The sequence below is a fragment of the Flavobacterium aerium genome (assembly GCF_030766725.1).
Lineage (GTDB): Bacteria > Bacteroidota > Bacteroidia > Flavobacteriales > Flavobacteriaceae > Flavobacterium > Flavobacterium aerium.
Genome location: NZ_JARQWR010000006.1, coordinates 148,728 through 174,691, shown reverse-complemented (window position 1 = coordinate 174,691; position 25,964 = coordinate 148,728). Strand labels below are relative to the sequence as shown.

Annotated in this window: 20 protein-coding genes; 10 read left to right on the top strand and 10 right to left on the bottom strand. The window is 33.8% G+C overall.

Annotated features, from left to right (window positions below):
* Positions 1 to 6 precede the first annotated feature (6 nt).
* The 4 genes from P6733_RS10020 to P6733_RS10005 all read right to left on the bottom strand — a co-directional run bounded on the left by P6733_RS10020 (position 7) and on the right by P6733_RS10005 (position 7,623).
* Positions 7 to 1,299 (bottom strand): lysine N(6)-hydroxylase/L-ornithine N(5)-oxygenase family protein, encoded by a 1,293-nt coding sequence (locus P6733_RS10020; protein ID WP_306352726.1) that lies wholly within the window; start codon positions 1,297 to 1,299, stop codon positions 7 to 9.
* Between the two features lie 82 nt (positions 1,300 to 1,381).
* Entirely contained in the window at positions 1,382 to 3,817 is a 2,436-nt protein-coding gene (locus P6733_RS10015) for a GNAT family N-acetyltransferase (RefSeq protein WP_306352725.1), read from the bottom strand.
* Positions 3,795 to 5,312, bottom strand: a complete 1,518-nt coding sequence (locus P6733_RS10010) for a pyridoxal phosphate-dependent decarboxylase family protein (protein WP_306352724.1) — start codon at positions 5,310 to 5,312, stop codon at positions 3,795 to 3,797. Before P6733_RS10010 ends, P6733_RS10015 begins: the two co-directional genes overlap by 23 nt.
* A 79-nt stretch (positions 5,313 to 5,391) precedes the next feature.
* Positions 5,392 to 7,623 carry a TonB-dependent receptor gene (locus P6733_RS10005; protein ID WP_306352723.1) on the bottom strand — a complete coding sequence of 744 codons (2,232 nt, stop codon included), beginning with the start codon at positions 7,621 to 7,623 and terminating at the stop codon, positions 5,392 to 5,394.
* A 373-nt stretch (positions 7,624 to 7,996) separates the two neighbouring features.
* Between P6733_RS10005 and P6733_RS10000 the strand changes: the two genes are divergently transcribed.
* Together P6733_RS10000 and P6733_RS09995 are read left to right on the top strand one after the other, a co-directional pair.
* Complete coding sequence (locus P6733_RS10000) at positions 7,997 to 8,758, top strand: helix-turn-helix transcriptional regulator (RefSeq protein WP_306352722.1); 762 nt, start codon at positions 7,997 to 7,999, stop codon at positions 8,756 to 8,758.
* A gap of 77 nt (positions 8,759 to 8,835) precedes the next feature.
* Positions 8,836 to 9,258 carry a DUF3995 domain-containing protein gene (locus P6733_RS09995; RefSeq protein ID WP_306352721.1) on the top strand — a complete coding sequence of 141 codons (423 nt, stop codon included), beginning with the start codon at positions 8,836 to 8,838 and terminating at the stop codon, positions 9,256 to 9,258.
* 69 nt (positions 9,259 to 9,327) lie between these two features.
* Here the strand turns inward: P6733_RS09995 and P6733_RS09990 are convergent, their stop codons facing one another.
* A complete protein-coding gene (locus tag P6733_RS09990) occupies positions 9,328 to 9,792 on the bottom strand; it encodes a lipocalin-like domain-containing protein (protein ID WP_306352720.1) in 465 nt (154 codons plus the stop codon).
* Positions 9,793 to 9,911: 119 nt separating this feature from the next.
* On the opposite strand from P6733_RS09990, the gene P6733_RS09985 reads away from it, so the two are divergent.
* Positions 9,912 to 10,460 (top strand): GNAT family N-acetyltransferase, encoded by a 549-nt coding sequence (locus tag P6733_RS09985; protein WP_306352719.1) that lies wholly within the window; start codon positions 9,912 to 9,914, stop codon positions 10,458 to 10,460.
* Positions 10,461 to 10,528: 68 nt separating this feature from the next.
* Here the strand turns inward: P6733_RS09985 and P6733_RS09980 are convergent, their stop codons facing one another.
* The 4 genes from P6733_RS09980 to P6733_RS09965 form a co-directional block, all read right to left on the bottom strand.
* Complete coding sequence (locus tag P6733_RS09980) at positions 10,529 to 11,992, bottom strand: oligosaccharide flippase family protein (protein WP_306352718.1); 1,464 nt, start codon at positions 11,990 to 11,992, stop codon at positions 10,529 to 10,531.
* A gap of 4 nt (positions 11,993 to 11,996) precedes the next feature.
* Positions 11,997 to 13,280, bottom strand: coding sequence for a glycosyltransferase family 4 protein (locus tag P6733_RS09975; protein ID WP_306352815.1), 1,284 nt, complete (start codon positions 13,278 to 13,280; stop codon positions 11,997 to 11,999).
* 48 nt (positions 13,281 to 13,328) lie between these two features.
* Entirely contained in the window at positions 13,329 to 15,767 is a 2,439-nt protein-coding gene (locus tag P6733_RS09970; RefSeq protein WP_306352717.1) for a YfhO family protein, read from the bottom strand.
* Positions 15,768 to 15,931: 164 nt separating this feature from the next.
* Entirely contained in the window at positions 15,932 to 16,195 is a 264-nt protein-coding gene (locus tag P6733_RS09965; RefSeq protein ID WP_306352716.1) for a DUF4834 family protein, read from the bottom strand.
* Positions 16,196 to 16,321: 126 nt separating this feature from the next.
* Here P6733_RS09965 and P6733_RS09960 point away from each other — a divergent pair, with 126 nt between their 5' ends.
* Both P6733_RS09960 and P6733_RS09955 read left to right on the top strand, forming a co-directional pair.
* On the top strand, positions 16,322 to 17,287 hold the full coding sequence (locus tag P6733_RS09960) for a transporter (protein WP_306352715.1): 966 nt from the start codon (positions 16,322 to 16,324) through the stop codon (positions 17,285 to 17,287).
* A gap of 8 nt (positions 17,288 to 17,295) precedes the next feature.
* A complete protein-coding gene (locus tag P6733_RS09955; RefSeq protein ID WP_306352714.1) occupies positions 17,296 to 18,411 on the top strand; it encodes a GNAT family N-acetyltransferase in 1,116 nt (371 codons plus the stop codon).
* A 58-nt stretch (positions 18,412 to 18,469) separates the two neighbouring features.
* Here the strand turns inward: P6733_RS09955 and P6733_RS09950 are convergent, their stop codons facing one another.
* Complete coding sequence (locus tag P6733_RS09950; RefSeq protein WP_306352713.1) at positions 18,470 to 19,729, bottom strand: aminotransferase class I/II-fold pyridoxal phosphate-dependent enzyme; 1,260 nt, start codon at positions 19,727 to 19,729, stop codon at positions 18,470 to 18,472.
* A gap of 369 nt (positions 19,730 to 20,098) precedes the next feature.
* Between P6733_RS09950 and P6733_RS09945 the strand changes: the two genes are divergently transcribed.
* From P6733_RS09945 to P6733_RS09925, 5 genes are all read left to right on the top strand, one after another.
* The gene (locus P6733_RS09945; RefSeq protein WP_306352712.1) at positions 20,099 to 20,866 is read left to right on the top strand and encodes an NYN domain-containing protein; all 768 of its coding nucleotides are present in this window, start codon (positions 20,099 to 20,101) and stop codon (positions 20,864 to 20,866) included.
* A 38-nt stretch (positions 20,867 to 20,904) separates the two neighbouring features.
* Positions 20,905 to 22,416, top strand: coding sequence for an FMN-binding glutamate synthase family protein (locus P6733_RS09940; RefSeq protein WP_306352711.1), 1,512 nt, complete (start codon positions 20,905 to 20,907; stop codon positions 22,414 to 22,416).
* A 92-nt stretch (positions 22,417 to 22,508) separates the two neighbouring features.
* Complete coding sequence (locus P6733_RS09935; RefSeq protein ID WP_306352710.1) at positions 22,509 to 23,081, top strand: non-canonical purine NTP diphosphatase; 573 nt, start codon at positions 22,509 to 22,511, stop codon at positions 23,079 to 23,081.
* Between the two features lie 101 nt (positions 23,082 to 23,182).
* The gene (locus P6733_RS09930) at positions 23,183 to 25,054 is read left to right on the top strand and encodes a DEAD/DEAH box helicase (protein ID WP_306352709.1); all 1,872 of its coding nucleotides are present in this window, start codon (positions 23,183 to 23,185) and stop codon (positions 25,052 to 25,054) included.
* Between the two features lie 87 nt (positions 25,055 to 25,141).
* Entirely contained in the window at positions 25,142 to 25,894 is a 753-nt protein-coding gene (locus P6733_RS09925; RefSeq protein ID WP_306352708.1) for a carboxypeptidase-like regulatory domain-containing protein, read from the top strand.
* Positions 25,895 to 25,964: the final 70 nt, after the last annotated feature.

The window sequence follows — 25,964 nt, the reverse complement described above, 5'->3', positions numbered from 1 at the left end:
ACTTAACTATAGATCAAATTGTTGAAAAGCGATGCGTTTTTCTACCTTATACACTTCTTTCTTCGCAATTGTATTAATGATAATTGCATTTCTGTACGCTCCCATACCTAAATCGGGTGTGACAAAACCATGTGTATGTAATTCTGCATTTTGCACAAAAATTTCTTCTCCTGCTTTATCAATACTATAATTACGATCTACATCGTACAATCCATCTTCGTTTCTTTTGATACGATGGTTTATACCTTCAATAAAGACAGGGGTTTTGTATTTATAACCTGTTGCTAGAATTACAAATTCTGACGTGTGTGTAAAGTCTTCTTCTTTTTGTACTTGTGTGAAATCTAGGGAATATGTAGTATCTTCCTTTTCTTCTAATACATTATTCAATTGACAATTCGGTCTTAACTGCACATTCAATGGCGTATCATCTACACTCATTTCATACATCGTATCAAAAATAGCATTGATTAAATCAAAGTTGATTCCTTTGTATAAAGCGGGTTGTTTTGCTAAAGTTGCTTTGCGTTTTTCTATCGGCATTTGGTAGAAATAATCAACATATTCTGGTGAAGTTAACTCCAACGTCAATTTTGAATATTCCATTGGGAAAAATCGATCTGGACGGGTGAACCAACTCATATAGAGTCCATCTTGCGTTTCTGGTAAAAGATCTTGAAAAATTTCTGCGGCGCTTTGTCCTGAACCAATTATAGAAACGGAATTACTATTTAATATCTCCGATTTATAATCTAAATATTGTGAGGTGTGAATTACATTCTGATATTTTTTATCCTTCATGAATTCTGGTAAAAAGGGCTGTGTTCCTGTTCCAAAAACTAATTTCTTCGTGAAATAAGTTTCTTTCTTCTGTGTCGATTTATCCATGACCATAATCTGGTATACTTCCGTTTGATCATCGAACAAAATATTGTCTACATACTTATTGAATAAACAGCTTGATAATTGATTTACAGCCCATTTACAGTATACATTGTATTCTTTCCTAAGAATGAAAAAATCTTCTCTTATAAAGAACTTATACAATCTATTGGTTTCCTTTAGAAAATTAAGAAAGCTAAAACGACTTTTAGGGTCAGCCATCGTAACTAAATCGGCCATGAAAGGCACTTGTAATGTTGCATTATCCAACATCAATCCTGGATGCCAATCAAAACCATCTGCTTGATCTAAAAATAAAGCTGAAACTTCAGTTACAGGTTCTAGCAATGCAGCTAAACCTAAATTAAACGGACCGATACCAATACCGATTATATCGTATATTTTTTTATTTTCCAATGTATTCTAATTTTTAAATTTACCCTTCTACCGCCTCCTATAGCGGCAAAAGGGCAAAAGGAGATTAACTAACTAAGAACTATTATTTTGTTATTTTAACGTCTCTACTTTCTGGACATTTTTCCCAATAACTTTCTTGGGTACAAAAAGTAAGATGTGCTGTTTTATGTGGCATCGTGATTTCTTTTTCACGACGGTATCCTAATTTCGCAATCAGTTTGTCCATGGCTATAGCTTCAACAGAGGCTTCACCTATGCATTTACTCACTTCGGGTTGTTCAAAAATCCAATCTAATGCAACTTGGAATGAAGGCACTGTGAACTTTTTATCTTTGTCTGTCGCTGCTACAAAAAAGTGTGTCCCATAATCTGTTGCAATGGAGTCATAATAGGCACCTACTAAATCTCTCATTGGCCAATAAGGTTCAAAACTAAAATTAGGAACTCCATTAACTTCTCCTATGAAACTATGCATCTCATCACTTGGAAGAATGGTTCTGTACCATAATTCTAAGTTTTTTATTGGTCCATCCATTTTCCAAATTGGTTTTGCATGCTCACGGTTAAACCAGTCATGTACTAATTCTAAATCGCGATCTATATCAAATGGGCGAATTGTAATCGTAACATCTTGTTCTGGAAAATGACGGGAATAAACTACTTCTTTTGTCGTTGGCTTGATTAAGTTTTCACAGAAAAAGTATTTGTTCAATGGGTTTGCATTATCTTGAAATACTGCTGGATATTCTAACGATTCATCTGCTTCATTAATGTTCTGCAAACTCGTAATTAGGTTGGCTTTTGTATACCAGCTTCTGCTGTTTATAATATACTCTACCAAACCAGTTTCATCCATATGTTCTGTACTTTTAAACTCTTTGTACACTAAATCAATTAATTTTTTCTCCTCAATTAATCCATTACATCCAAAAGCATTGATGATTCCCATAATATTATTCGTCACCAAATAATAGGTATATTTTGGTGCTAAAGAAACCTCATCAATAATCGATTGACTTTCCTCGGCAATACCTGGGATTGCTTTGATTACATCGTCCTTTCTTCCTTCACGGAAAAAGAAACCTTGATTGTCTCTAAAATATATTTTTGCAGGAAATCCATTTTTATCCAATTCCACCATTACATTTTGTTGGTGGAACTCACAGGCCAATCCATATTTATTTAATATTCCTACTATAGGACGTATACAGATGTGTAAGTATTGCTTAAACCAATCCTGTGCTACTTGCTCTTTTGATTTGTTTGTTTTTGCAGCAGTTTCACTAATAATATTGAATAATCGAGATGGTTTTCCTAAAATTCCATCTTGACATAATGCTGCCAATAGTGTTACGTTTTTATTCTTATTCTCTCCTTTAAAAGGATTTCTACGAATACTGATATTAAAACCATTGATGATTTTACCATTGTAGGAAACGGCAATAAAAGCCGGATCTACGATAAAGTCGATTTCAGGAAAATCTTTCTGAAGATTAATTCCCCAATCTGTTTTTAATAAACGGCTAATGTCATAACCACGGTGTAATTCTGGATAAAGATTGATTCGTTCCGAATTGGTAATTTTCACATGAAGTGAGAACTTATACATCCATTCACAATCCTCGTTGTATACGGTACGAACTGAAGAAGTTGGTGTGAAGAAATCTCCAAATTCACCTAAACTAAATAGTTTTTCTTCCTGAATCATCTCTTTAATTTCAGGCTGTTGCATTAAATAATTTGCTTCCCAAGGATGCATTGGTACTATGGAATAGGTTGGGAATTGATTTAGAAGGTGAATAATATCTAAATCTTCCGATGTCGTATATTTTAAAAATTGTTCTTTTAATTCCTGTGTAATAGGTCCTCCGTCAGCATTTTTTTCAATTACATTTTCAGAATCAATTAGGAAATAATGCAATTGGAATCGTCCTTCTGTTTCTGGTGAATATTTTAATAAATCGGTATCATTAAAACCTTGTTTTGACTTTGGCATCGGGTGAATGATATGTCCTAAAATCAACGATTGCTCTGCTTCGATAAAAGACATCACAGTAGCATTGGCAGACAAATCATTGTCTTCATAATACTGAAGGTATTTCTCTAGATTCTCAATACTATTTGCCAAACGTTTTTGCGTAGTCGAAGCATCTATATTAGGATGTAATGTCTTTGCAAATTCAATCGTTAAATCCATAAAGTCGAATATACTCAACTCAATAATTTCATCGGTTGCAATATCCCGTTTGATAATTGGGAAGTTGAATAAATGTCTTCCACTTTCTGAATAATATTTTAAAGGCAAATAAGCCTCTGAACCAATCGCTGAAAAATCAACTCTAATATGGGAATCATAACCTGTTTTATTAAAATGATCCGCCAATACTGCATCATATTTTGGTATGCCCATATAACGGCTCCAATTATTGAATTCACGGCAATAGCAGTTTAATAAAGCTGTATAATTGATCTCCAATGCAAATTGGGTCGTTGTATTAGTTAAAATCGATGTATTCATTTCCGTATTTTTTAATTAGGTTTAAAATATATTGAATATCACTTAGTTGAGTTAATGGATTTAAAATGGTGAACTTTAAGTAAAACTGTCCATTTACTTTGGTTCCAGCGACTAAGGCATGACCATTATTGTATAGTTGCGCTTTAATATGCTGATTGATATTGTTTAAATCAAATGATTTAAAGGGACAAGCAGAATAACGAAATACCAAGGCTGATAAATCGGTATGATTGAGTAATTCGAAATGGTTATCAAGCTCAATTTCTCTAGCTACGAGTTGAGAAGTAGCAATGATTTTATCAATGTATTTACCCAATTCTTGTTTGCCCATTGTACGTAGTGTAAACCAAAGTTTTAATGCATCGAATCGACGAGTTGTCTGAATTGATTTATTTACTTGATTTGGAATTCCGTTATCATCTTGGTCTTTTGGATTTAAATAATCTGCATAATGTGTAATTAATCCAAAATATCGTTTGTCCTTAACGATAAAGGCACTACTACTCACCGGTTGGAAAAATGATTTGTGGTAATCTACTGTAACCGAATTTGCATTTTCAATTCCGTTAATGAGATGGCGGTGTTTATCACTAAGTAGTAATCCACACCCGTAGGCTGCGTCTACATGAAACCACATTTTATATTTTTGGGCTAAATTTCCAATAGCGGGCAAAGGATCAACATTTCCAAAATCTGTAGTTCCTGCTGTAGCAACTACTGCAATTGGGATATTTCCTAATTGTATTTCTCTTTGAATAGCATCTTCTAATAGTATAGAGTTCATTCGGAAAGAATGATCGGTTTTCACTTTGACGATGGCTTGCTCTCCTAGCCCCAATAAGGAAGCACTTTTTTGGATACTAAAATGTCCTGTTTCCGATACAAATATTCTAAAACGGGAAGCTTCAACAGGCAATCCCTCTTTTTTGATGTTATGATTTAAATGTTCAATAGCATAATGATCACGGGCTAATAATAATCCCATCAAATTACTTTGCGAACCTCCACTGGTGAAAATACCATCTGATGTTGCATCGTAACCAATTTCATTCGCTGTCCATTGAATTAATTTTTGTTCGATAAATGTTCCTCCTGCGCTTTGATCCCAAGTATCCAATGATGAGTTGATGGCGCTAATCATTACTTCTGCTCCAATAGCCGGAATAACAATAGGACAATTTAAATGGGCTACATAACGGGGCAAATGGAATGCAATGGCATGTTGTGTATACAATTGCTGCACTTCAGATAAAACTTCTTCGTAATTTGAAAGAGGCTGATTTAAATCTACCCTTTCAAAATCTCTGCGAAGTTCACGAGGTGTAATACCGCTAAAAGGTTTTTTAGTATTCTTTAAAAAATCAACTACTGATTCATGGGTTAAATCAATCGCTTTTTTGTACTCTTCTACATTCTCTTCACAAAACAAGTTTTTGCAATGAAAATCTAGCGTTGTAGGTGTTGTTAGTGTTTGTGTGTTAGATTGTAAGCTCATGTTTTTAAGAATTAAAAAATTAATAAAAATTGAAAAGGGTAAAATCGAATTTCAATTTTACCCTATCTATTTATTTTCTCTAAAATTTAATTGTGTAACCTAATGAGAAGGTTCTGCCTCTTCCCAAGTATTCAAATGCTTTTACTGGGGTTTGGTAAAAGAACACAGATCGTTGTCCCCAGATCGTTGTGTATTCTCTGTTCAATAAATTCTGAACACCAAAGTTTATTGTTCCTTTTGGTAATTTCACATCACCAATTAAATCAAACAATGTAAATCCATTGATTTTTGCATCCGTTAAATCAGTATAATTCAATGAATGTTGTCCTTGTAATTTTGCTGAAAACCATTTCTCATTCCATCCTACAAATGCCATGAATTTTGATGGGTTTGTAGTATAAACCGATTGATTTTTCCAACCATCATTTTTAGTTTCTGTTTCTGAAGCCATCAATAATACATTTCCTCCCACTTCAAGTCCTTTCTCGAAACGGTAACCTAAAGCTCCTTCAAAACCATAGTTTCTTAATTTTTGGTCTAACAATGAGATGGTGAAAGCGACATTATCAATTTTTAATGTCTTATTCGATAATGCATAGAATAAAGATCCTTGTGCATAGAAACCATACATTGAGTTGTGTCTCCATCCCACTTCAAATTGGTCGGTTTTAATTCCACTCAATGGTGTTTCATTCACATTAATACTATTTAATAAATCCCAATGGTTGTTATTGAGTGCATATTTTCCAAAACCATATGACTTCGCAGCATCTGGCACAGCAAATCCTTGTGAGAAGCTAAACCATGCTTGTTGTTTTTCATTGAATTTATATAATGCACTTCCATTCACTAAGGTCACATCATAATTGTTCTTTCCTCCTTTTACAGCATCTGCTGATGCTCCATATCCAAAATGCATATAAATTTGCTCTTTGAATCCAATAAAATCATCGGCTTTCACACTGGTATGCTGCTGACGTATTCCTCCCGAAAGTGTCAACTTGTCTAATACTTTCCAATCTGCTTGTGCAAATCCTGATATTCCAGTAATTTGTGTTACAGGATAACGGCCTACCATAGCATCTGTTACATTTACTAATCCTCCACTAGCACTACTTGTTTGTGGATTAAAGATTGATTGATCTCCATCAAACTTATCACGATCGGCATCTATACCATAGGTAACAGAAAGTTTATTCCATTTTTTAAACATTACTGCTTTTATTCCGTAAACATCTGTATTTCCTCTTGCAGAAGACAAAAAACGTGGAATATTTATTCCTACTGGTGCTTTTGGTACTTCCGCAAATGAAGCTCCAAAATCTATATTTTCTGTTCGGGTGAAGGCTTGCAACATTAAGTTTTGTCCTCCTAATATATTGCGTAAGTTATATTGTAGATTAATCATTCTTCGGGTAGTACTTGGTACAATATCCGAATAAGCGCCTCCCATTACTTGAATTAGATCCGGATTGTTGCTTGTAATTCCGGAATAATCTGTTCCAAAAGACAGCCATTTATCATTTCTAATTTTAGAAGTATAATGTTGGAAATCTAAACTAAGATCTTGATTATCGGATAGTTTAAAATCAAATCCTCCTAATACATCTACTGATCTATTGTATTGTAAATCCGATTGTTTTACGTCAGTAATAACTTGATTACCTTTTGCATCGAATGCTCCTGCACTTTGAGTAAATGCAACACCGACTCTGAATTTCATGAAATCATTTCCTCCAGCAATCGATTGGGCTACTCTGGTATCATGGTCATTTTTATTTCTTAAACCACTTTTTGCTCCTACGCTAGTTTCAAAAGCAAGATCTTTTGAAGTTCCTTTTTTAGTAATGATATTAATGATTCCTCCTGTTGCATCTCCTCCATAAACAGCGCTTGCTCCAGATAGAACTTCAATTCTTTCGATATTGAAGGGATCGATTGCATCAAATTGTCTGCTCACTGCACGGGCACTATTCAAAGAAACACCATTTAACATTACCAGGACATTACGTCCTCTCATATTCTGAGCGTAATTTGTCCTACCTTGATTTCCAATGTCCAAACTTGGAATTAACATCCCCAATACTTCTTTCAAACTTGATCCACCTCTAATTTGCTGCTGAATTTTAGCTTGATCAATAATCCATACCGTTCCTGGTATGTCGCTAATTTGTTTTGGCGAACGAGAAGATACAACGACAACTTCTTCTAACGATTTTGGTTGTGTCGTATCTTGAAGTGATTGGGCATTTGACAAGTTAACTCCAAGAATCATAGAGCAAGTCAAAGTCATAAAGGTCTTTTTATTCATGTGGGATTATTTTTAAATCTATGTGATTATTTATTTGTAATTAATCTAAATAAGTTTAATTTTGTGCAAAAGTAGATAGAATGACTCATTAGAAAACGACGTAAAAAGGAATATAACTAACGCCAAAAGGAATAATTGAAGCATGCAGATTAAATTACTCTACGGAAAAAAAGGCCTCTTAAAAAGAATATATCCATTTCTTAACAGAAAGAACACAAACGCGTTTTATACCCATCCAATATCTCTTGAGAAATTGAAGGCAAAAGGGAGTTATAAAGACTTTTTTTTTAGGGGAATTTATATCGGTTATAGTAATTTTTCATTTCTGAATCAAACGAAAATTCGATTTGATACTAATGAGGAACTGCTAAAGATGCACTTTGTCTTGTCGGGAAATACGAAAATGATCAACACTGCTGGGAATGAAACCCTAACTTTTGAAAAATTCCAACACAACCTAGTCTACACCAACGGTGTAAAGAATAATTGGGAATGGGAAAGTAATGATGATTTGAAATTATTTGAAGTCTATATAAAGATTGATTTTTTCAAAAAATACATCTGCGAAAATGAATCGTATTTAAAACCATTCACCTCTGCTGTAAAAAACAAAACGAATGCAGTCCTAGCCAAAGAGAATCTGACCATCACTCCAGAAATGTACACAACAATTGAAAATATTGTCAACTGTAATCGGAAAGGTGCCTATAAAAAAATGTTTTTTGAAGCACAAATCATTCAATTATTACTCCTTCAATTAGAGCAAGTATGTTGTAATAATTGCGCCATAAAATGTTCTCTTAAAAAATCTGATATTAACAAAATGCATCAGGTAAAAGAAATCATGCTTTCCAATCTAAATTCACCACACACTTTACTAGAATTAGCCCATCAGGTTGGCACCAATGAATTCACTTTAAAAAAGGGATTTAAAACCATTTTCGGGAATACAGTTTTTGGTTATCTAAATGATGCAAAGATGGCTAAAGCACAGAAAATGCTAATCGAACAAGGTTTATCGGTTACTCAGGTTGCTGAGCAAGTAGGATATAAAAATGCAACCCATTTTACTACTGCTTTCAAGAAAAAATATGGGATATTACCCAGTACTTTAAAAAATGAAATTAAAAACTAATGGGACAAAAAGTCCTCTGTTTTCATCATTGAAAATTGTATAAATAGTTTTATATTTACTCTAAAATTTTAATTAATATGAGCTTCTTAATTGTTCTTAATGCGATTATTTTTACATTCCTTTCTTTATTACATATTTATTGGGCCACCGGCGGAAAATGGGGAATAAATGTAGCAGTACCTACACGTACTCAGAAAGAAAAAGTAATTCGCCCTAGTGCATTTGGCACTTTCATTGTTGGTCTAGGATTATTGCTTTTTGCTTTGGTTACCTTGGGAAATTTGGCCCTTTTTGAGGCTTTCATCCCACAAAGAAGTATTACGATTGGAACGTATGTTATTGGTTGTATATTTCTACTTCGTGCTATAGGGGATTTCAAATTTATTGGGTTATTTAAAATCATAAAGAATACGCCATTTGCAAAAAAAGATACAGCTTATTATACTCCACTTTGTTTAGTTATCAGTGGTATTTCTTTTGCTGTAGCAATTTACCATTAATCAATTATAGTATATATAAAAAGGGCTCTACATTGTAGAGCCCTTTTTATATAATTTTTATTCATTTCATTATTCTTTTACTCGAATATAATCGTCTGTTAGATTATCTTTCGATTTAAATATGTTGGCGGCCTTATTCCCATCTTTTTCAGAATAGGTCTCTATTCTTAGTCGCTCTGCATCGAGCACCAATATTTTGAAAGTCATCAAGAGATCTCCTCCATCACTTGCCATTTTTGGATAGATGAAGGTTAGCATATTTCCACTTATTGTATACTTATCGGTAGTTTTCTTTGTGAGTACACATTCACCTCCATTATTTTTAAAAGATCTGGATTCGATTGTCAAATTTTCATCAAATCGCATTCCTGATTTTATTGAACATTCATTTTGTTCCCAAGCTGCATCTTCTCTATTGGGATCGAATTGCCAAGTTCCAATAAGGGTTGACTTACTCACTAATTTTGAACTTGAGCCACAGCTTCCAATCATTAGGATTGTAAGGAGCAAAAACAAACCTTTATTTATGTACATAATTACAATGTTAGATTAAAATCAAATATAATGTTTTAGCCTATAAAATTTACGCACTTGAAAGATCAAATTCAATTATTTATTTAACTTTGAATCATGGCAATTTTTAAATTTCAAACATGAATAATAGTCCAATAAAAATAGAAACTGAACGACTTATTTTAAGGGAAATTCTTCCTTTGGATGAAAATGGTCTTTTTGAACTGGATTCTGATCCAGATGTACATCGGTATTTAGGACAAACTCCTGTTAAGGATACAGAACAAATTAAAGCCGTTATTCAATTCATTCGTCAACAATATATTGACCATGGAATTGGCCGTTGGGCAGTTATAGAAAAGGAAACTAATGAATTTGTGGGTTGGAGTGGTTTTAAATACATGACTGAAAAAACAAATAATCACAACAATTATTACGACTTGGGTTATCGATTCATTAAAAAACACTGGGGCAAAGGTTATGCAACAGAAACAGCTAAAGCTTCTTTGGAATATGGCTTTACAACTTTGAATCTCAACGAAATTTTTGCCACAGTTGACATAGAGAATGTCGCTTCAAAAAATGTACTGGAAAAAGCAGGTTTAACTGTAATTGAATCTTTTTTAGAAGATGGTATCCCTCATCATTGGTTAAAAATCACTCGTGAAGAATGGCTTCAACAACAGTAGCAATAGTGGTTTATAGTATTACTTTTTAAACTATGCTACTGTAGAATCTAAAAAAACAAGATATAAATTTATCGTTGAATCATTTTCAAATATTTATTCAATATCTGATTGATTTCATTTGAAATGGCATATTTATAATTCAGAAAAACATAAATCAAGGTAATCAGAATCGACTTTAATCCGATATTGATAATGGGGTTGAATGGAAATTCCCAAAAGTAAAATAATCCAAATACTAATGCTATTATCCCAAACGACTTCACTGTATTAATGGAAAATGGATAGAGATTCATTTTCTTAACGACAAAGAGTAATTTGATGGTATTGTATACCATAATCGATAATAAGGTGGCTAGCGCTGCTCCTTCAATTCCATACAGTGGAATGAAAACCATGTTTAGCCCAATCATTAGAAAAACCAAGACTAATCCGAAAACTAGTATTATTCGGTAATATTTTGAATTGAATACAATGGCATTATTATTCCCGAGTATTACATCATAAAATTTAGATAGCCCAATCAGGAAAACAGCCAAAACTCCTCCACTATAATCGTGTGGAATTAGCTTATACAATTCATTGATATTCAAGAAAACATAGAGCATCACCAAACCTCCAATTACTTGTAAATTGATCGCGCTTTTTTTATATAAATCATTTAATTCATTGTGTTTATTCTCTGCCATTAATTTTGCCGTAATCGGATACACTATCTGCTGCATAGCTCTACTAGGAACAGCTATCACTGTCGCAATAAAAATAGCTACAGAATATAGAGCGTTATTACTGATATCGATATAAGAGGCAATCATCACTTTATCAAATTCAATTAAAAACACTGCTATTCCCCCAGACAAAACAACGAATAGAGAATAGGTTACAATTTCTTTGATATTCTTAGGTACCTTAACTCTAAAAATAGGCAGTTTAACATACATTGCATACGCCTTCATCGCTAATAATTGTGCCAAATACGCTCCTGAAAGAGCATAGATAAATGTATCTTTCCCTATCCATTCCCAATGTACTGCAAAGAGCAAAAGAAGAATGATAACACGAACGACTACTTCACTAATAAAGTTTCCAAATACGGATTGCATGTGTACTTTGACCCACGCATAATAAATTTCGAAATACCCCATAGCAAGTCCTATTATAGGAATTAACCATAAAAAAGGTCGGATTTCTGGATTCTTCTTTGTGAGTAAAAAGGCTATCTGATCATAACCAAAGACTGTAATGATACTAATGGGAATAATCAATAGCAAAGGCATGAAAAGCATAAAACTCAAAAAGTTTTCTCGCTCAGCTTCCGTTTTATATTTTGAATAAAATCGTATTAATGTGTTATGTACTCCAAAAGCCATTAATGGCATCATGATACCCGATGCAGAAAGTAAGAAAGCAACAATACCATAATGTGTTTTCCCTAAAAAATTGGTATACAAAAACAAAGCATTAATTGCTCCTATACCAAACCCTAAGTAGGTAATAACCGTGTTCTTTATGGATTGGTTGAGTACGATTCCCATGGAATTATTTTAATAGCTTCGCTAATTTTTCCGTTAGTTTTTTTCGACTATATTGTTGTAATCCTACAGGATAAGATTGTAATTTTTTATCCAAATACAGTTCGTATGCTTTTACAATCCCTTCTTTTAATTGTTCTTTCTCGGAATAATTATAAAAGCTTCCCGTATTGGTTGATTGTATAATTTCAGCAAAATCTGAATCCTCAGGTCCTATAGCAATAATAGGACGTTCTGAAACCATGTATTCAAATAGTTTACCGGGAATAATACTTTTTGTTTCTTCTGAATTTATTTCAATCAACAATAAAACTTGTGATTTCTTTTGATGTTCAATGGCTTCTTTATGGGAAACATATCCTAAATTATTTAAGTAAGGATCTAAACGAAACTCTGTAATCGCATCTAAAATTTCCTGACTTACAGCACCTATCAATTTCAGTTGAAAATTATCTTTAAAACCTGGGATTTCTTTCACTAATTCAGCCAACGTTTTCCATAATATTCTTGGATTACGTTCTGATAAAAAGGATCCGATATGTGCTAATGTGAATTTTTCATCCAAAGGATATTTATCTACTTTTTCAATATCATATCCATTGGTAATTATTTCAATAGGCTTTTCTGTAATAGCAGAAAATTCAGCTTTGGTTGTCTTACTGGTTACAATAATAACATCGGCTGTTTGTAATACTTCACGTTCTAAATCTTTGTGTTTTTGCTCCGCTGAAGCAGATAGTTTCAAGGATTTATGGTATCCTATGGTGGTCCAAGGATCTCTAAAATCTGCAAACCATTTTACATTTAGATTCTTCTTTAAGGCTAATCCTATAAGATGTAAACTATGTGGTGGTCCAGAAGTAATCACCGTATCAATATTGTGTTCTGCAATGTACTGGCTCAAATAGCGCACGGATGGTTTAATCCAAAACTTACGAGCATCTGGGATGAATAAATTACCACGTACCCAGAGAAACAGACGTTCTAACATAGACTGCTTCCTGCTTTTCGGGATAATCCCTGAACTAATTTTTTTGGTTTTATTTTTAGAAAAAAACGATGCCCATCCATAAGGTTCTATAATTTTATGTTTAATTATAGTCGTCTTATCATTGACTTCGGCTAGTAAATTTTGATCAATAATCGGGTAAGTCGGGTTCTCTGGAACATAAACAATGGGTTCGATTTCAAAATCAGGTAAATACTTTACAAACTTTAACCATCGTTGTACTCCAGGTCCGCCAGCGGGTGGCCAATAGTAAGTAATGATAAGAACCTTCTTCATTGCAATCAATTATTTAAATGTAAAACCTCGACATATTTCCTAATATATCAACTACTAGACTGTTTTTTCTTTGCTACAGCTGCCACATCTTTTTCGTTCAAAATAAGCTCCTACAATAAGTAATAGAATCATTCCAATCGTACTGATTAAAGCTATGGTACTACCTGTTTTAATCACTTTTGGTTCAAATTTGAATTCAATAACATGTTTCCCCGCAGGAATTTCCAATGCACGCAATACATAATCGGCATTTACATGGGGAACTTCTTTACCATCGATAAAGGCGTTCCATCCATTTTTATAATAGATTTCAGAAAAAACAGCTAAACCATCGTGTGTGTTTGTACTGTTGTATTTTAAATAATTTGGTTTGTATTTTTCAAGTGTAATGGTTGCCAAACTATCTTTTGTAAACGTTTCATTTTTAATCACCGAACCAAAATCCGTTTTATTAATGACCGCTGTTTTCTTCGTATTAATTTTATCCAAGGCCTTCATTTCATCATCAGCAGAATTTGCCCATACAATTTGCTCTACAAACCATGCATTTCCATTAACACCTGGATTTGTCGCAGGGAATTCCTCTCCTTTTTCTCCTGTTTGAATAACGTACTTCACATTCAACATATCCAGTACCTGTCTGTTATTTTTGGCAATTTGGTAATCAAATAATTGTTGAATTCTTCTTGGTTTTACTGCACTATATCCTCCTAATGAATGATGGAAATAGGAAGCTCTTGCACTAGACATATTTCCTTGTACTTCAAAAACACGGTAATGGGTTGTGTCTTTTAAAATCTCTAAATCTGTTGGTGTCGCTTTAAAAGGACGATCCACTTCAAAAGCACTAACGAAGCTTTTACTGTCTACATAATTTTTATCAATTAAGACTAAATCTGAAACCATCAAAACCCCTACAATGATAATCGTAACCGTTTGTGATAATTTGTCTTTAACAAAAAACCATAGAACTCCCGCAGATAATAATATTAAGAATCCTGTACGTAATAAATCCGAAGTATACATACTGGCTCTATCTTCTTTTAAGGCTCTTACAAACTCTGGTCCGTAATTTTCTGAGTAAAAGGCATCATTACCACCTGAGAAATTAAAGAATCCTTTAATGATAAATAAGAATGCTACAACACCAAGGCTCACCGCTCCCGATTTCCACAAGGCCTTCCATTGTGCTTCCTTATCCAATTTAAAGAACGAATACAGTCCCATAATCGCTAAAACAGGAATACACAACTCTAACAACACTTGGATTGAGGAAACCGCTCTAAATCGATTGTACATTGGGAAATAATCGATAAACAAATCGGTTAGTAATGGGAAATTTTTACCCCATGATAATAATAATGATACTATAGCTCCTGCTAAAAATGCATATTTAAGTTTACGCTTTTCAGCAAATAAAGCTAATATAAATAGGAAGAAAACAATTGCTCCAATATAGGCTGGTGCCGCTACTATAGGTTGATCACCCCAGTACGTAGGCATAGTTTTTATAATTTCACTTGCTTGCGCAGGTGGTACTCCTTGTGAAGAGATGAAGTTGTACATACTAGAATTAGCATCTAAACTTTCATGGTTTGAACCTCCAAAAAGCTTTGGAGCTATTAAGTTGAATGATTCTGCAATTCCATAACTGTATTCAGTTATGTACTCATACGTCATCGCAGAACTTGATGTCATTGGTGTTCCATCAGGATTAAATGTCAGCTCACTTTTATCACGTGTACTGAATTTAGCATATTCTGATGTTGCCAATAAATTTGTTGCATTTGCCCCTAAAGCCAATATACCTGCCACAACAAATACACCAATAGAAGTCAGTAATGCTCTATAATCTTTTTCTTTAATCAATTTGACCGCAAAATAAGCTGACAAAATCAATAGAAGAATCAATAGATAAAAAGTCATCTGAAAGTGATTGGCATTGATTTCTAAGGCAACGGCAAACATTGTGAGTAATCCCCCCTTAATATAGTGTTTCTGAAAAACCAGCAATACTCCTGCTATAACTAAAGGCATATACGCAATCGCATGGGCTTTGGCATTATGGCCTACACCGAGAATAATAATTAAATAGGTTGAAAATCCAAAAGCTAAAGCTCCAATAAAGGCTTTCAATGGATCTATTTTTAAGACTAATAATAAGGCATAAAAGCCTAAGAAGTAAACAAACAAATAATCGGCTGGACGCGGTAAAAAACGAATCATTCCATCAATCTTCTTCACATAATCATGAGGATAATGTGCCCCTAACTGGTAGGTAGGCATCCCTCCAAAAGCAGAGTTTGTCCAATACGGCTCTAAATCTTCTGATTTTCTGAAATCATTTTGCTCTTTGGCCATACCAGTATATTGAGCAATATCAGATTGGAATATCTTTTTTCCTTGTAAAACTGGATAAAAATAAATTAATGAGATCAAAATGAATCCAAGAACTGCTAGCGCATGAGGATAGAATCTGTTGATTACTTTCATATATATGTTTGTTGACTTTATATATTACACGAAAACCCTAAACTCCACTTTAGAGAACTAAAGTTTTAGCTTGGGGCATTTCATGGAATATGAATTGAAACTAATAAATAAAGTGTGAAGATATAACTATTTATAGAAAATGAAGTGAAGTCTTGAATAGAAATTTATTCAATCTCTTCATAATCCACATACTCCCCAACTTTTTTAGTTTCTCTAGGTCGTGATGGTTTCGGTGTATCATAAGAATCACCTCCGTTATTTTGCTGATAATTAGCGCCTTGATTTTGTCTGAAGTTACTTTCTGCTTTTCTCACTAAATGTTGCATCAGAACAGGAGCAAAAATTCTAAATAAAATTTTGAACCCGTAATAAACAAAAACAAGAATTAATATCGTTTTAATAAAACCTGTAAATGAAGCTAGTTGCATTTGTATACTATTTTTTGTCAAATTTAATAAATCTGTGATTTAAAATTAAAATAACTCTCTTAAATAAATAATAAAATATACTACTTTTGGGTTTTAGTAGTACATTTTTAAATAAAATCGGAATCTATGTCTCAATTTAAGTCACTTCTTCTGTTCGTAGCAGTCATCACCTCAAGTAGTATTTATGCTCAATTTACAGATGTTATTAATTCAAATAGACCTGGAGCTTCAATGTCTGCTTTCTCAGTAGGTAAAACTGTTTTTCAAACGGAAGCTGGAATATTTGCCATAAAACAATCTCACGATGTAAAAGATTATGATGCCAATGGTTTTGGATTTGACTTATCCCTTCGTTATGGTGCATTCCTAGAACAACTAGAGTTTATTGCCGATATGCAATATGTAAATGACAAATTAACACAAGGCAATGAAGAAACGAAAAGAAGTGCTTTAAAAAGCACCACTATAGGAGCCAAGTATTTAATCTATGATCCTTTTAAAAACTACAAAGAAAAAATCAATATCTACAGCTGGAAAGCCAATCAAAAATTCAAATGGAGAAGCTTAATCCCTGCTGTTTCTGTATATGCAGGTGCTAACGTTAATTTCTCTGACAATCCTTACACCTTCCCTACTGATCCAAAATTCAGTCCAAAAGTGATGTTGATTACTCAAAATCATTTTGCTGGGAAATGGGTATTTGTAACGAATATTATCGCAGACAAAATAGGAACTGATTATCCTAGCTATGGATATATCATTACATTAACACGTGGATTTAATGAAAAATGGTCTGGTTTCTTAGAAAATCAAGGATACAAAAGTGATTTTTATGGTGATGCCATCTTTAGAGGTGGAGCTGCATATTTGATCAAAGAAAATATTCAAATTGACGCTTCTATCAGTAAAAACATAAAGGATACTCCTTCTATATTATATGGAGGAATTGGAATATCTTGGCGTTTTGACAAAAACTACAAAGACATCATTATCGAAGGCGGTAAAGAAACCAAAACTGATAAAAAGTCTAAAGGCGAAAAAGACAAAAAGAACAAAAGAGTGGACGAAATTGAAGCCGCCCCAGCTAACTAACATTATAAATGATTACAATACAAGAAGCAAAATCTGAAAAAGAATTATTAGATTTTATAAAATTTCCTTTTTCCCTATACAAAAACAACAAATATTGGGTTCCCTCTTTCATCAAGGATGAATTAAAAAGTTTCGACAAAAAGAATCCTATTTTCGAAAGCGTTGATGCGCAATATTTCATTGCCTACAAAGACGGAAAAATTGTAGGTCGAATTGCCGCTATTATAAACTGGACTGAAGTAAAAGAATTAGGCAAACCAAAAATCCGTTTTGGATGGTTTGATGTTATTGATGATATCGAAGTTACAAAAGCTTTAATTGACACTGTTGTGTCTATAGGAAAGGCAAATCAATTAGAATATATTGAAGGCCCTATGGGGTTTTCAAACATGGATAAAGCCGGAATGCTCACTGAAGGTTTTGAAGAGATTGCTACCATGATTGGAATCTATAATTTCGCGTATTACCCAGAGCATTTAAAAACTCTTGGATTTGAAAAAGAAGCCGGTTGGTATGAATACAAAATTGATTTTGCCAATATTATTATCGACAATGTAATTCCAATTTCTTTATTAATCGAAAAACGATACAAAGTCAAAGCATTAAACTTTAAATCAACGAAAGAAATTCTACCATATGTAGATGAAATGTTTGGTTTACTGAATAAATCGTATGCAGAACTACAAAGTTTTGTACCCATTCAACAATTCCAAATTGATCATTACAAAGAAAAATACATCTCTTTCATTCACCCAGATTTTATTTCTTGTGTTGTGAATGAAGAAGGGAAATTAGTAGCCTTTGGTATCACAATGCCTTCTTTCTCAAGAGCTTTTCAAAAGGCCAATGGAAAACTTTTCCCTTTTGGATTTATCCATTTGTTACGAGCTATGAAAAAGAATGAATATGCCGAATTCTATCTTATTGGTGTAGATCCCGAATATCAAAACAAAGGTGTTACAGCGCTTATTTTTAGAGAAATGCACAAGGTATTCGACAAGAGAGGAATCAAATACATCGAAACGAATCCACAACTTGAAGAGAATCAAAAAATCCGATTACTATGGAAAAACTTTGATCCAGTACGTCACAAAAGAAGAATGACTGTAAAGCGAGATTTATAATAAAAGAAAAAGTCCCAATCAATGATTGGGACTTTTTTTATATAAAACAATAGTTTTATTAGCTTACATCTACTGTTCTTTCTCCAGCCAATTTAGCATATGTACCATTTGTTAATTTCTCTCTTACTGCTTCAAAAGCTGCCAATGTCTCATCAATATCATTCATTGTGTGCATAGCCGTAGGAATCATTCTTAATAAAATAATACCTTTTGGAATTACTGGATATACTACAATTGATAAGAAAATATTATAATTCTCTCTCAAGTCATTCACCAGCATCATTGCCTCAGGAATACTACCATTTAAATATACAGGTGTGACACAAGTATTTGTATCACCAATATTGAATCCTCTAGTTTTCAATCCATTTTGCAATGCATTTACATTCTCCCAAAGTTTATTTTTCAATTCAGGCATAGAACGCAACATGTCTAATCTTTTTAAAGCACCAACGACTAAAAGCATTGGTAAAGATTTTGCAAACATTTGAGAACGTAAGTTATATTTCAAGAAATCAATAATATCCTTGTCTGCAGCAACAAATGCTCCAATACTCGCCATAGATTTGGCAAATGTAGAAAAGTATACATCAATCTGATCCTGAACTCCTTGCTCTTCTCCTGCTCCTGCTCCTGTTTGTCCTAAAGTACCAAAACCATGTGCATCATCTACCAGTAAACGGAAATTGTACTTTTCTTTTAAAGCAACGATTTCTTTCAATTTACCTTGTTGTCCACGCATACCGAAAACACCTTCTGTAATCAACAAAATACCTCCACCTGTAGTTTCAGCCATTTTTGTTGCACGATCAAGGTTTTTCTCAATACTTTCAATATCATTATGCTTATAAGTGAAACGTTTACCCATGTGCAAACGAACTCCATCAATAATACAAGCATGAGAATCTACATCATATACAATAATATCATTCTTAGTTACCAAAGCATCAATAATAGACACCATACCTTGGTATCCAAAATTTAAAAGATAAGAAGCTTCTTTATTTACAAAAGCAGCTAATTCATCTTGTAATTGCTCGTGTAAAGTAGTATGTCCTGACATCATTCTAGCTCCCATTGGGTAAGCTGATCCATAATCTGCAGCAGCTTGAGCATCTACTTTTCTGATTTCAGGATGGTTTGCTAAACCTAAATAATCATTTATACTCCAGTTTATCACTTCCTTACCATGAAATTGCATTCTGTTAGAAAGTGGTCCTTCTAATTTAGGGAAAACATAATATCCTTCAGCTTGTGAAGCCCATTTCCCTAAAGGACCTTTATTATTTTGAATTCTCTCAAATAAATCTTTTACCATATTTTTAATAATGTAAATTTCAATGTTTTAAAAACGGGACAAAATTACTTATTAATTTATTCTAATCATAATTATTTCATTATATTGATGCCTTCCAATTTATTTTTTAGAATTCTAATGTTGAGAGGCTCATAAAAATTCAGTATCCATAAAAATAAAGACTATTCTTGCAATTTTTCGCGTTTTACTCTCCTATTCAAAATAAATATTTTAGATTTACTTTATCCATTTAAGCTATTTTAATTTCAGGATCGGCAACACCAAAGTAATAACATACCTATAATCCTGTAAAATTGGAATTAATTAACGCATCATAAACAAACTTTCAAGCATACATCGTTTATCTTTGAAAATCAGAAACCTAACTCCATGAATCCAAACAACAAAAACGAATTAAAATTAGCTGTATTAATCGATGCCGATAATGTCCCTTATAGTAATGTAAAAGGAATGATGCAGGAAATTGCAAAATTCGGAACACCAACGACTAAAAGAATTTATGGTGACTGGACTACCCTTCCAGACAAAGGGTGGAAAAGTGTATTACTAGAACACGCCATCACCCCTATCCAACAATACGGTTATACAACTGGGAAAAACTCGACGGATTCAGCCATGATTATCGACGCTATGGATTTATTGTATTCTGGCAAAGTAGACGGTTTCTGTATTGTATCCAGCGATAGTGATTTTACGCGATTAGCCATTCGACTTCGCGAATCGGGCATGAAAGTAATTGGTATTGGAGAAAAGAAAACACCAAACCCTTTTATCGTTGCCTGTGATCGATTTATCTATATTGAGGTTATTGATGGTGCAACAAAAAAGACTACACCAAAACAAACTACTACTGACCCGAAAAAGAAAGAGGAAAAATCCCTGAATCGTATTGACGCACAAACCATTGAGCTAATTGAATCAACGATTGAAGATATTGCCGATGATGATGGGTGGGCATTTTTAGGAGATGTTGGAAACCTGATTGTACGAAAGAAACCTGAATTCGATCCAAGAAATTACGGTTTTTCGAAACTAACACCTATGCTAAAGTCCTTAACTACTATTCTTGAAATAGATGAACGAGATTCTGATAAAAAAGGAATCAAACACAATTACGTACGTTTGAAATTTAGCTAAAACACATTTCGCAATTTTATAAATTAAATATTAAAAGCATGAGACAAAAATTCTTCATATTCGGATTCATTGCGTTTTTAATCACGATTGCAATTTACCATTATTTTAAACTGGGGCGTTTACTTTTAATAATCCTCCCAATATTACTCGTTATAGGCTACTATAACACCACTCAAAAGAAGCATGCCATCTTACGAAACTTCCCAGTTTTGGGTTATTTCAGATATCTTTTTGAAATGATTGCCCCAGAGATTCAACAATATTTTATTGAACGATCAACTGACGGAAAACCTTTTTCAAGAAACCAACGCTCTTTAGTATACCAAAGAGCAAAAAACATCGATTCTAATTCTCCTTTCGGAACACAATTAAATCTTAACCAAGACAGTTACGAAGGAATAAAACATTCTATTTTCCCAGCCAAAGTAAATCCAGAAGCACCTCGTGTACTTGTAGGAGGAAAAGACTGTAAACAACCTTATTCAGCCTCTTTATTAAATATCTCTGCCATGAGTTTTGGTTCACTCAGTGAAAATGCGGTTCGTGCCTTAAACACTGGCGCTCAAAAAGGGAATTTTTATCAAAACACAGGCGAAGGCGGACTTACAGAATATCACCTTGCTGCTGGTGGCGATATTACATGGCAAATTGGAACTGGTTATTTTGGTTGTCGTGACACAAATGGTCATTTTGATGCTGAAAAATTTAGAGAAAAAGCAATACTTCCAAATGTAAAAATGATCGAAATCAAGTTATCACAGGGAGCGAAACCAGGACATGGGGGTGTACTTCCTGCTGCTAAGAACACCGAACAAATTGCAAAAATAAGAGGTATCCAACCGCATACCACAGTTTTATCTCCCCCAGGACATAGCGCTTTCTCAGACATCAAAGGACTAATTGAATTTATTGCTCACTTACGTGAATTATCAAACGGAAAACCAATTGGATTCAAGCTTTGTATTGGAAACACAAAAGAGTTTGAAAACATCTGCCATGAAATGATTGCTCAAGATTGTTATCCTGATTTCATAACTGTAGATGGTGCCGAAGGTGGTACAGGAGCTGCACCACTAGAATTTTCAGATGGCGTTGGTATGCCATTTGAACCAGCTCTTATTTTTGTAAACAAAACCTTGGTCGACTTAAACATTAGAGATAAAGTAAGGATAATTGGTAGTGGTAAAATCATTTCAGGATATTCAATTTTACATGCCATTGCCCTTGGTGCTGATATGTGTAATAGCGCTAGAGGATTTATGTTTTCTTTAGGCTGTATCCAAGCCTTACGTTGCCACAACAACGAATGCCCAACCGGTGTAGCCACTCAAAATAAAATGCTAATGAAAGGTTTAGTGGTTACTGATAAATCAGATCGTGTATATTATTTCCATAAAAACACCTTGCATGCAGCCAACGAATTATTAGCAGCTGCTGGAAAAACACGTTTCTCCGATGTTGATATTAATATTTTTATGCGTGGAGATGAATTTTCCCATTTATCCGATTTGTATTTTCCTGACAACTTAACAAATGTGACTAAAAACTAGTTCCATAAAAACACAAACACATTTGAAGTTAAGATTACCCAAAAAATGTAACTTTGCTTCTATTCTTTTTTTAATTACTTACCCTATTTATAATGAAAATTGTATTTGCTTCAAACAACCAAGATAAAATAATTGAAATACAAAAGCTTCTACCAGAAGATATTACGATCTTAACACTAGAGGATATCGGATGTTTAGAAGACATTGAAGAAACAGCAGAAACCATTGAGGGAAACGCTATTTTAAAAGCAAATTACGTAACACAAAACTACGGTTATGATTGTTTTGCAGATGATTCTGGACTGGAAGTCGATGCTCTTCATGGAGCGCCTGGTGTTTATTCTGCACGATATGCAGGACCACAACGAAGCTATAGTGACAATACCGACAAATTACTACGCGTTCTAGAGAACAACCCCAATCGTAAGGCGCAATTTAAAACGGTAATTGCCCTTAATTTAAATGGTGAGCAACATCTTTTCACAGGTATTATCAAAGGTACTATTGGAACTGAAAAGAAAGGTAATCAGGGATTTGGATATGATCCTGTATTTTTTCCAGAAGGATTCGACCGTACATTCGCAGAATTTTCTTTAGAAGAAAAGAGTAAGATTAGCCACCGTAGCAAAGCCACAGCGCAATTAATCCAGTTTATAAAAAAGTAACTTTCTGATTATCAAATTGTAATAAAAAAATAAAAGTAGCAAAAGCATTAGTTATTCTTAAAATTTAACAGTACCTTTGCGCCCTATTTTTAAATACATATATGAATAAATTTGAACAATTAGGATTGAGTGAGTCGCTACTGAGGGCGATTTTAGATCTAGGATTTGAAAATCCGACCGAAGTACAGGAAAAAGCGATTCCCCTATTATTGGAACAAGACACTGACATTGTTGCATTAGCACAGACTGGTACAGGAAAAACCGCCGCTTTTGGTTTTCCGCTTATCCAGAAGATTGACGCTAATGATAGAAATACACAAGCATTAATATTATCTCCTACAAGAGAACTTTGTTTACAAATTACCAACGAGATTAAACAGTACTCTAAGTACGAAAAAGGCGTTAACGTGGTAGCTGTATATGGTGGTGCTAGTATAACTGAACAAGCAAGAGAAATCAAAAGAGGAGCTCAGATTATTGTTGCAACACCGGGAAGAATGCAAGATATGATCAACCGTAGATTGGTTGACATTTCAAAAATTCAATTTTGCGTACTAGATGAGGCAGATGAAATGTTGAACATGGGATTCTATGAAGACATCGTTGCTATTTTATCTACATCGCCAGATGAGAAAAACACTTGGTTATTCTCCGCAACTATGCCACAAGAAGTTGCTAGAATCGCTCGTGAATTCATGAGAAACCCATTAGAAATTACTGTTGGAGCTAAAAACTCTGGTTCTTCTACTGTATCTCACGAATTTTACTTAGTGAATGCTCGTGATCGCTATGAAGCATTAAAACGTTTAGCTGATGCTAACCCTGATATCTTCTCTGTTGTATTTTGTCGTACAAAAAGAGATACACAGGCTGTTGCAGAAAAATTAATCGAAGATGGATACAGCGCTGCTGCATTACATGGAGATTTATCGCAAGCACAACGTGACTCAGTAATGAAATCTTTCCGTGGTAGACAAATCCAAATGCTTGTTGCAACCGATGTTGCTGCACGTGGAATTGACGTTGATAATATTACACATGTTGTAAACTATCAACTACCTGACGAAATCGAAACATACAACCACAGAAGTGGTAGAACTGGTAGAGCTGGAAAATTAGGAACTTCAATTGTAATTATCACTAAAAGTGAGTTGAGAAAAATCTCTTCAATTGAAAGAATCATCAAACAAAAGTTTGAAGAAAAAACGATCCCTTCTGGTATTGAAATCTGCGAAATCCAATTATTTCACTTAGCAAACAAAATTAAAGATGTTGAAGTAGATCATGAGATCGACAACTATCTTCCTGCTATTTATGACGTAATGAAAGACTTAACGAAAGAAGAGTTGATCAAAAAAATGGTTTCTGTAGAATTCAACAGATTCATCAACTACTACAAAAAAACTAGAGATTTATCTAACCAAGCAAGTGGTAATGACAGACGTGAAAGTACTGGTGCTCCTAGAGAGAACAACGGTGGCGCTACACGTTATTTCGTAAACATCGGGTCAAGAGATAATTTTGACTGGATGACATTAAAAGACTACTTAAGAGACACATTAGAATTAGGTCGTGATGATGTTTTCAAAGTAGACGTAAAAGAAGGTTTCTCTTTCTTCAATACAGATCCTGAACATACTGATAAAGTAATGGAAGTATTGAACAACGTTCAATTAGAAGGAAGAAAAATCAACGTTGAAATTTCTAAAAATGACGGTGGCGGAAGAAGCAACAGTCGTAGAGATCACAACGGAAGAAGTGGTGGTGGATTTAGAAATGATCGCGGTGGAGACCGTGATAGAGGTCAAAGAAGAGAAGGTGGTTTCTCTGGGAACAGAAGTTCTGCTCCAAGAAGAGAAGGTGGTTTTTCAGACAGAGCTCCAAGAGAAGGATATTCAGACAGAAGATCTGAAGGATCTAGAGGTGGTGAAACACCAAGAAGCTCAACGCCAAGACGTCCAAGAAGAAGCTAACATTTATTGTTAATTTTCTTATAATTTAATACTGAACTACAAAATATCATCATAAGTTTTATTACTTTTAGACCTTCTAATAAGGTTATGAGATATTTTGTAGTTTTCTTTTTTTTACTCCTGTCAGCAACTGTTTTTTCTCAGGAAACAATTTCCGGTACAATCGTGAATGACAACACTTCACTTCCCATGGGGAACGTGAACATTATTAATTTAAACCTTGTTAAAGGAACAATTAGTAATGAAAAAGGTAATTTTGAACTTGAAGCTCGCGTAAATGATACACTACACATTTCATTTATCGGTTTCCAATCCATCAGAGTCAGAGTTACAAATGACTGGATGAAAGCCAAAACTGCCAAAATTAGAATTACAGAAAGAGCTTATGCTCTTGAAGAGGTAATTATTAAACCTTACGACTTAACAGGATACCTTGAAGTCGATTCTAAACTTATTCCTTTAAAAGAGAATTACCGTTTCAGCATCTCTGGGTTACCAGCAGGCTATGAAGCTGGAGAATATGCTCCTGGTGCATTCTCTAAAGTAATTGGATCTATTTTCAACCCTGCCGATTTACTGTATAATGTTTTTGGTAAAAAACCAGCTGAATTAAAGAAGCTGAAAGAGATGAAAAAGGATGATACCGTTAGAAACCTATTACAATCTAAATTCGACCGCGAAACATTAGCAGCATTATTGGGTGTAAGCAAAAAAGACATTGCAGACATCTTAGAACGTTGCAACTACTCTGAAGCATTCATTAAAACAGCAAATGATTTACAAATCATGGACGCTATTAGCGGATGTTATGAAGAGTACAAAATTTTGAAACGTAACTAAACTACGTAATACAATCTTAATTATATCAGTACATAGATGCTATAAGCCTTTTTGCAAAGACTTATAACAA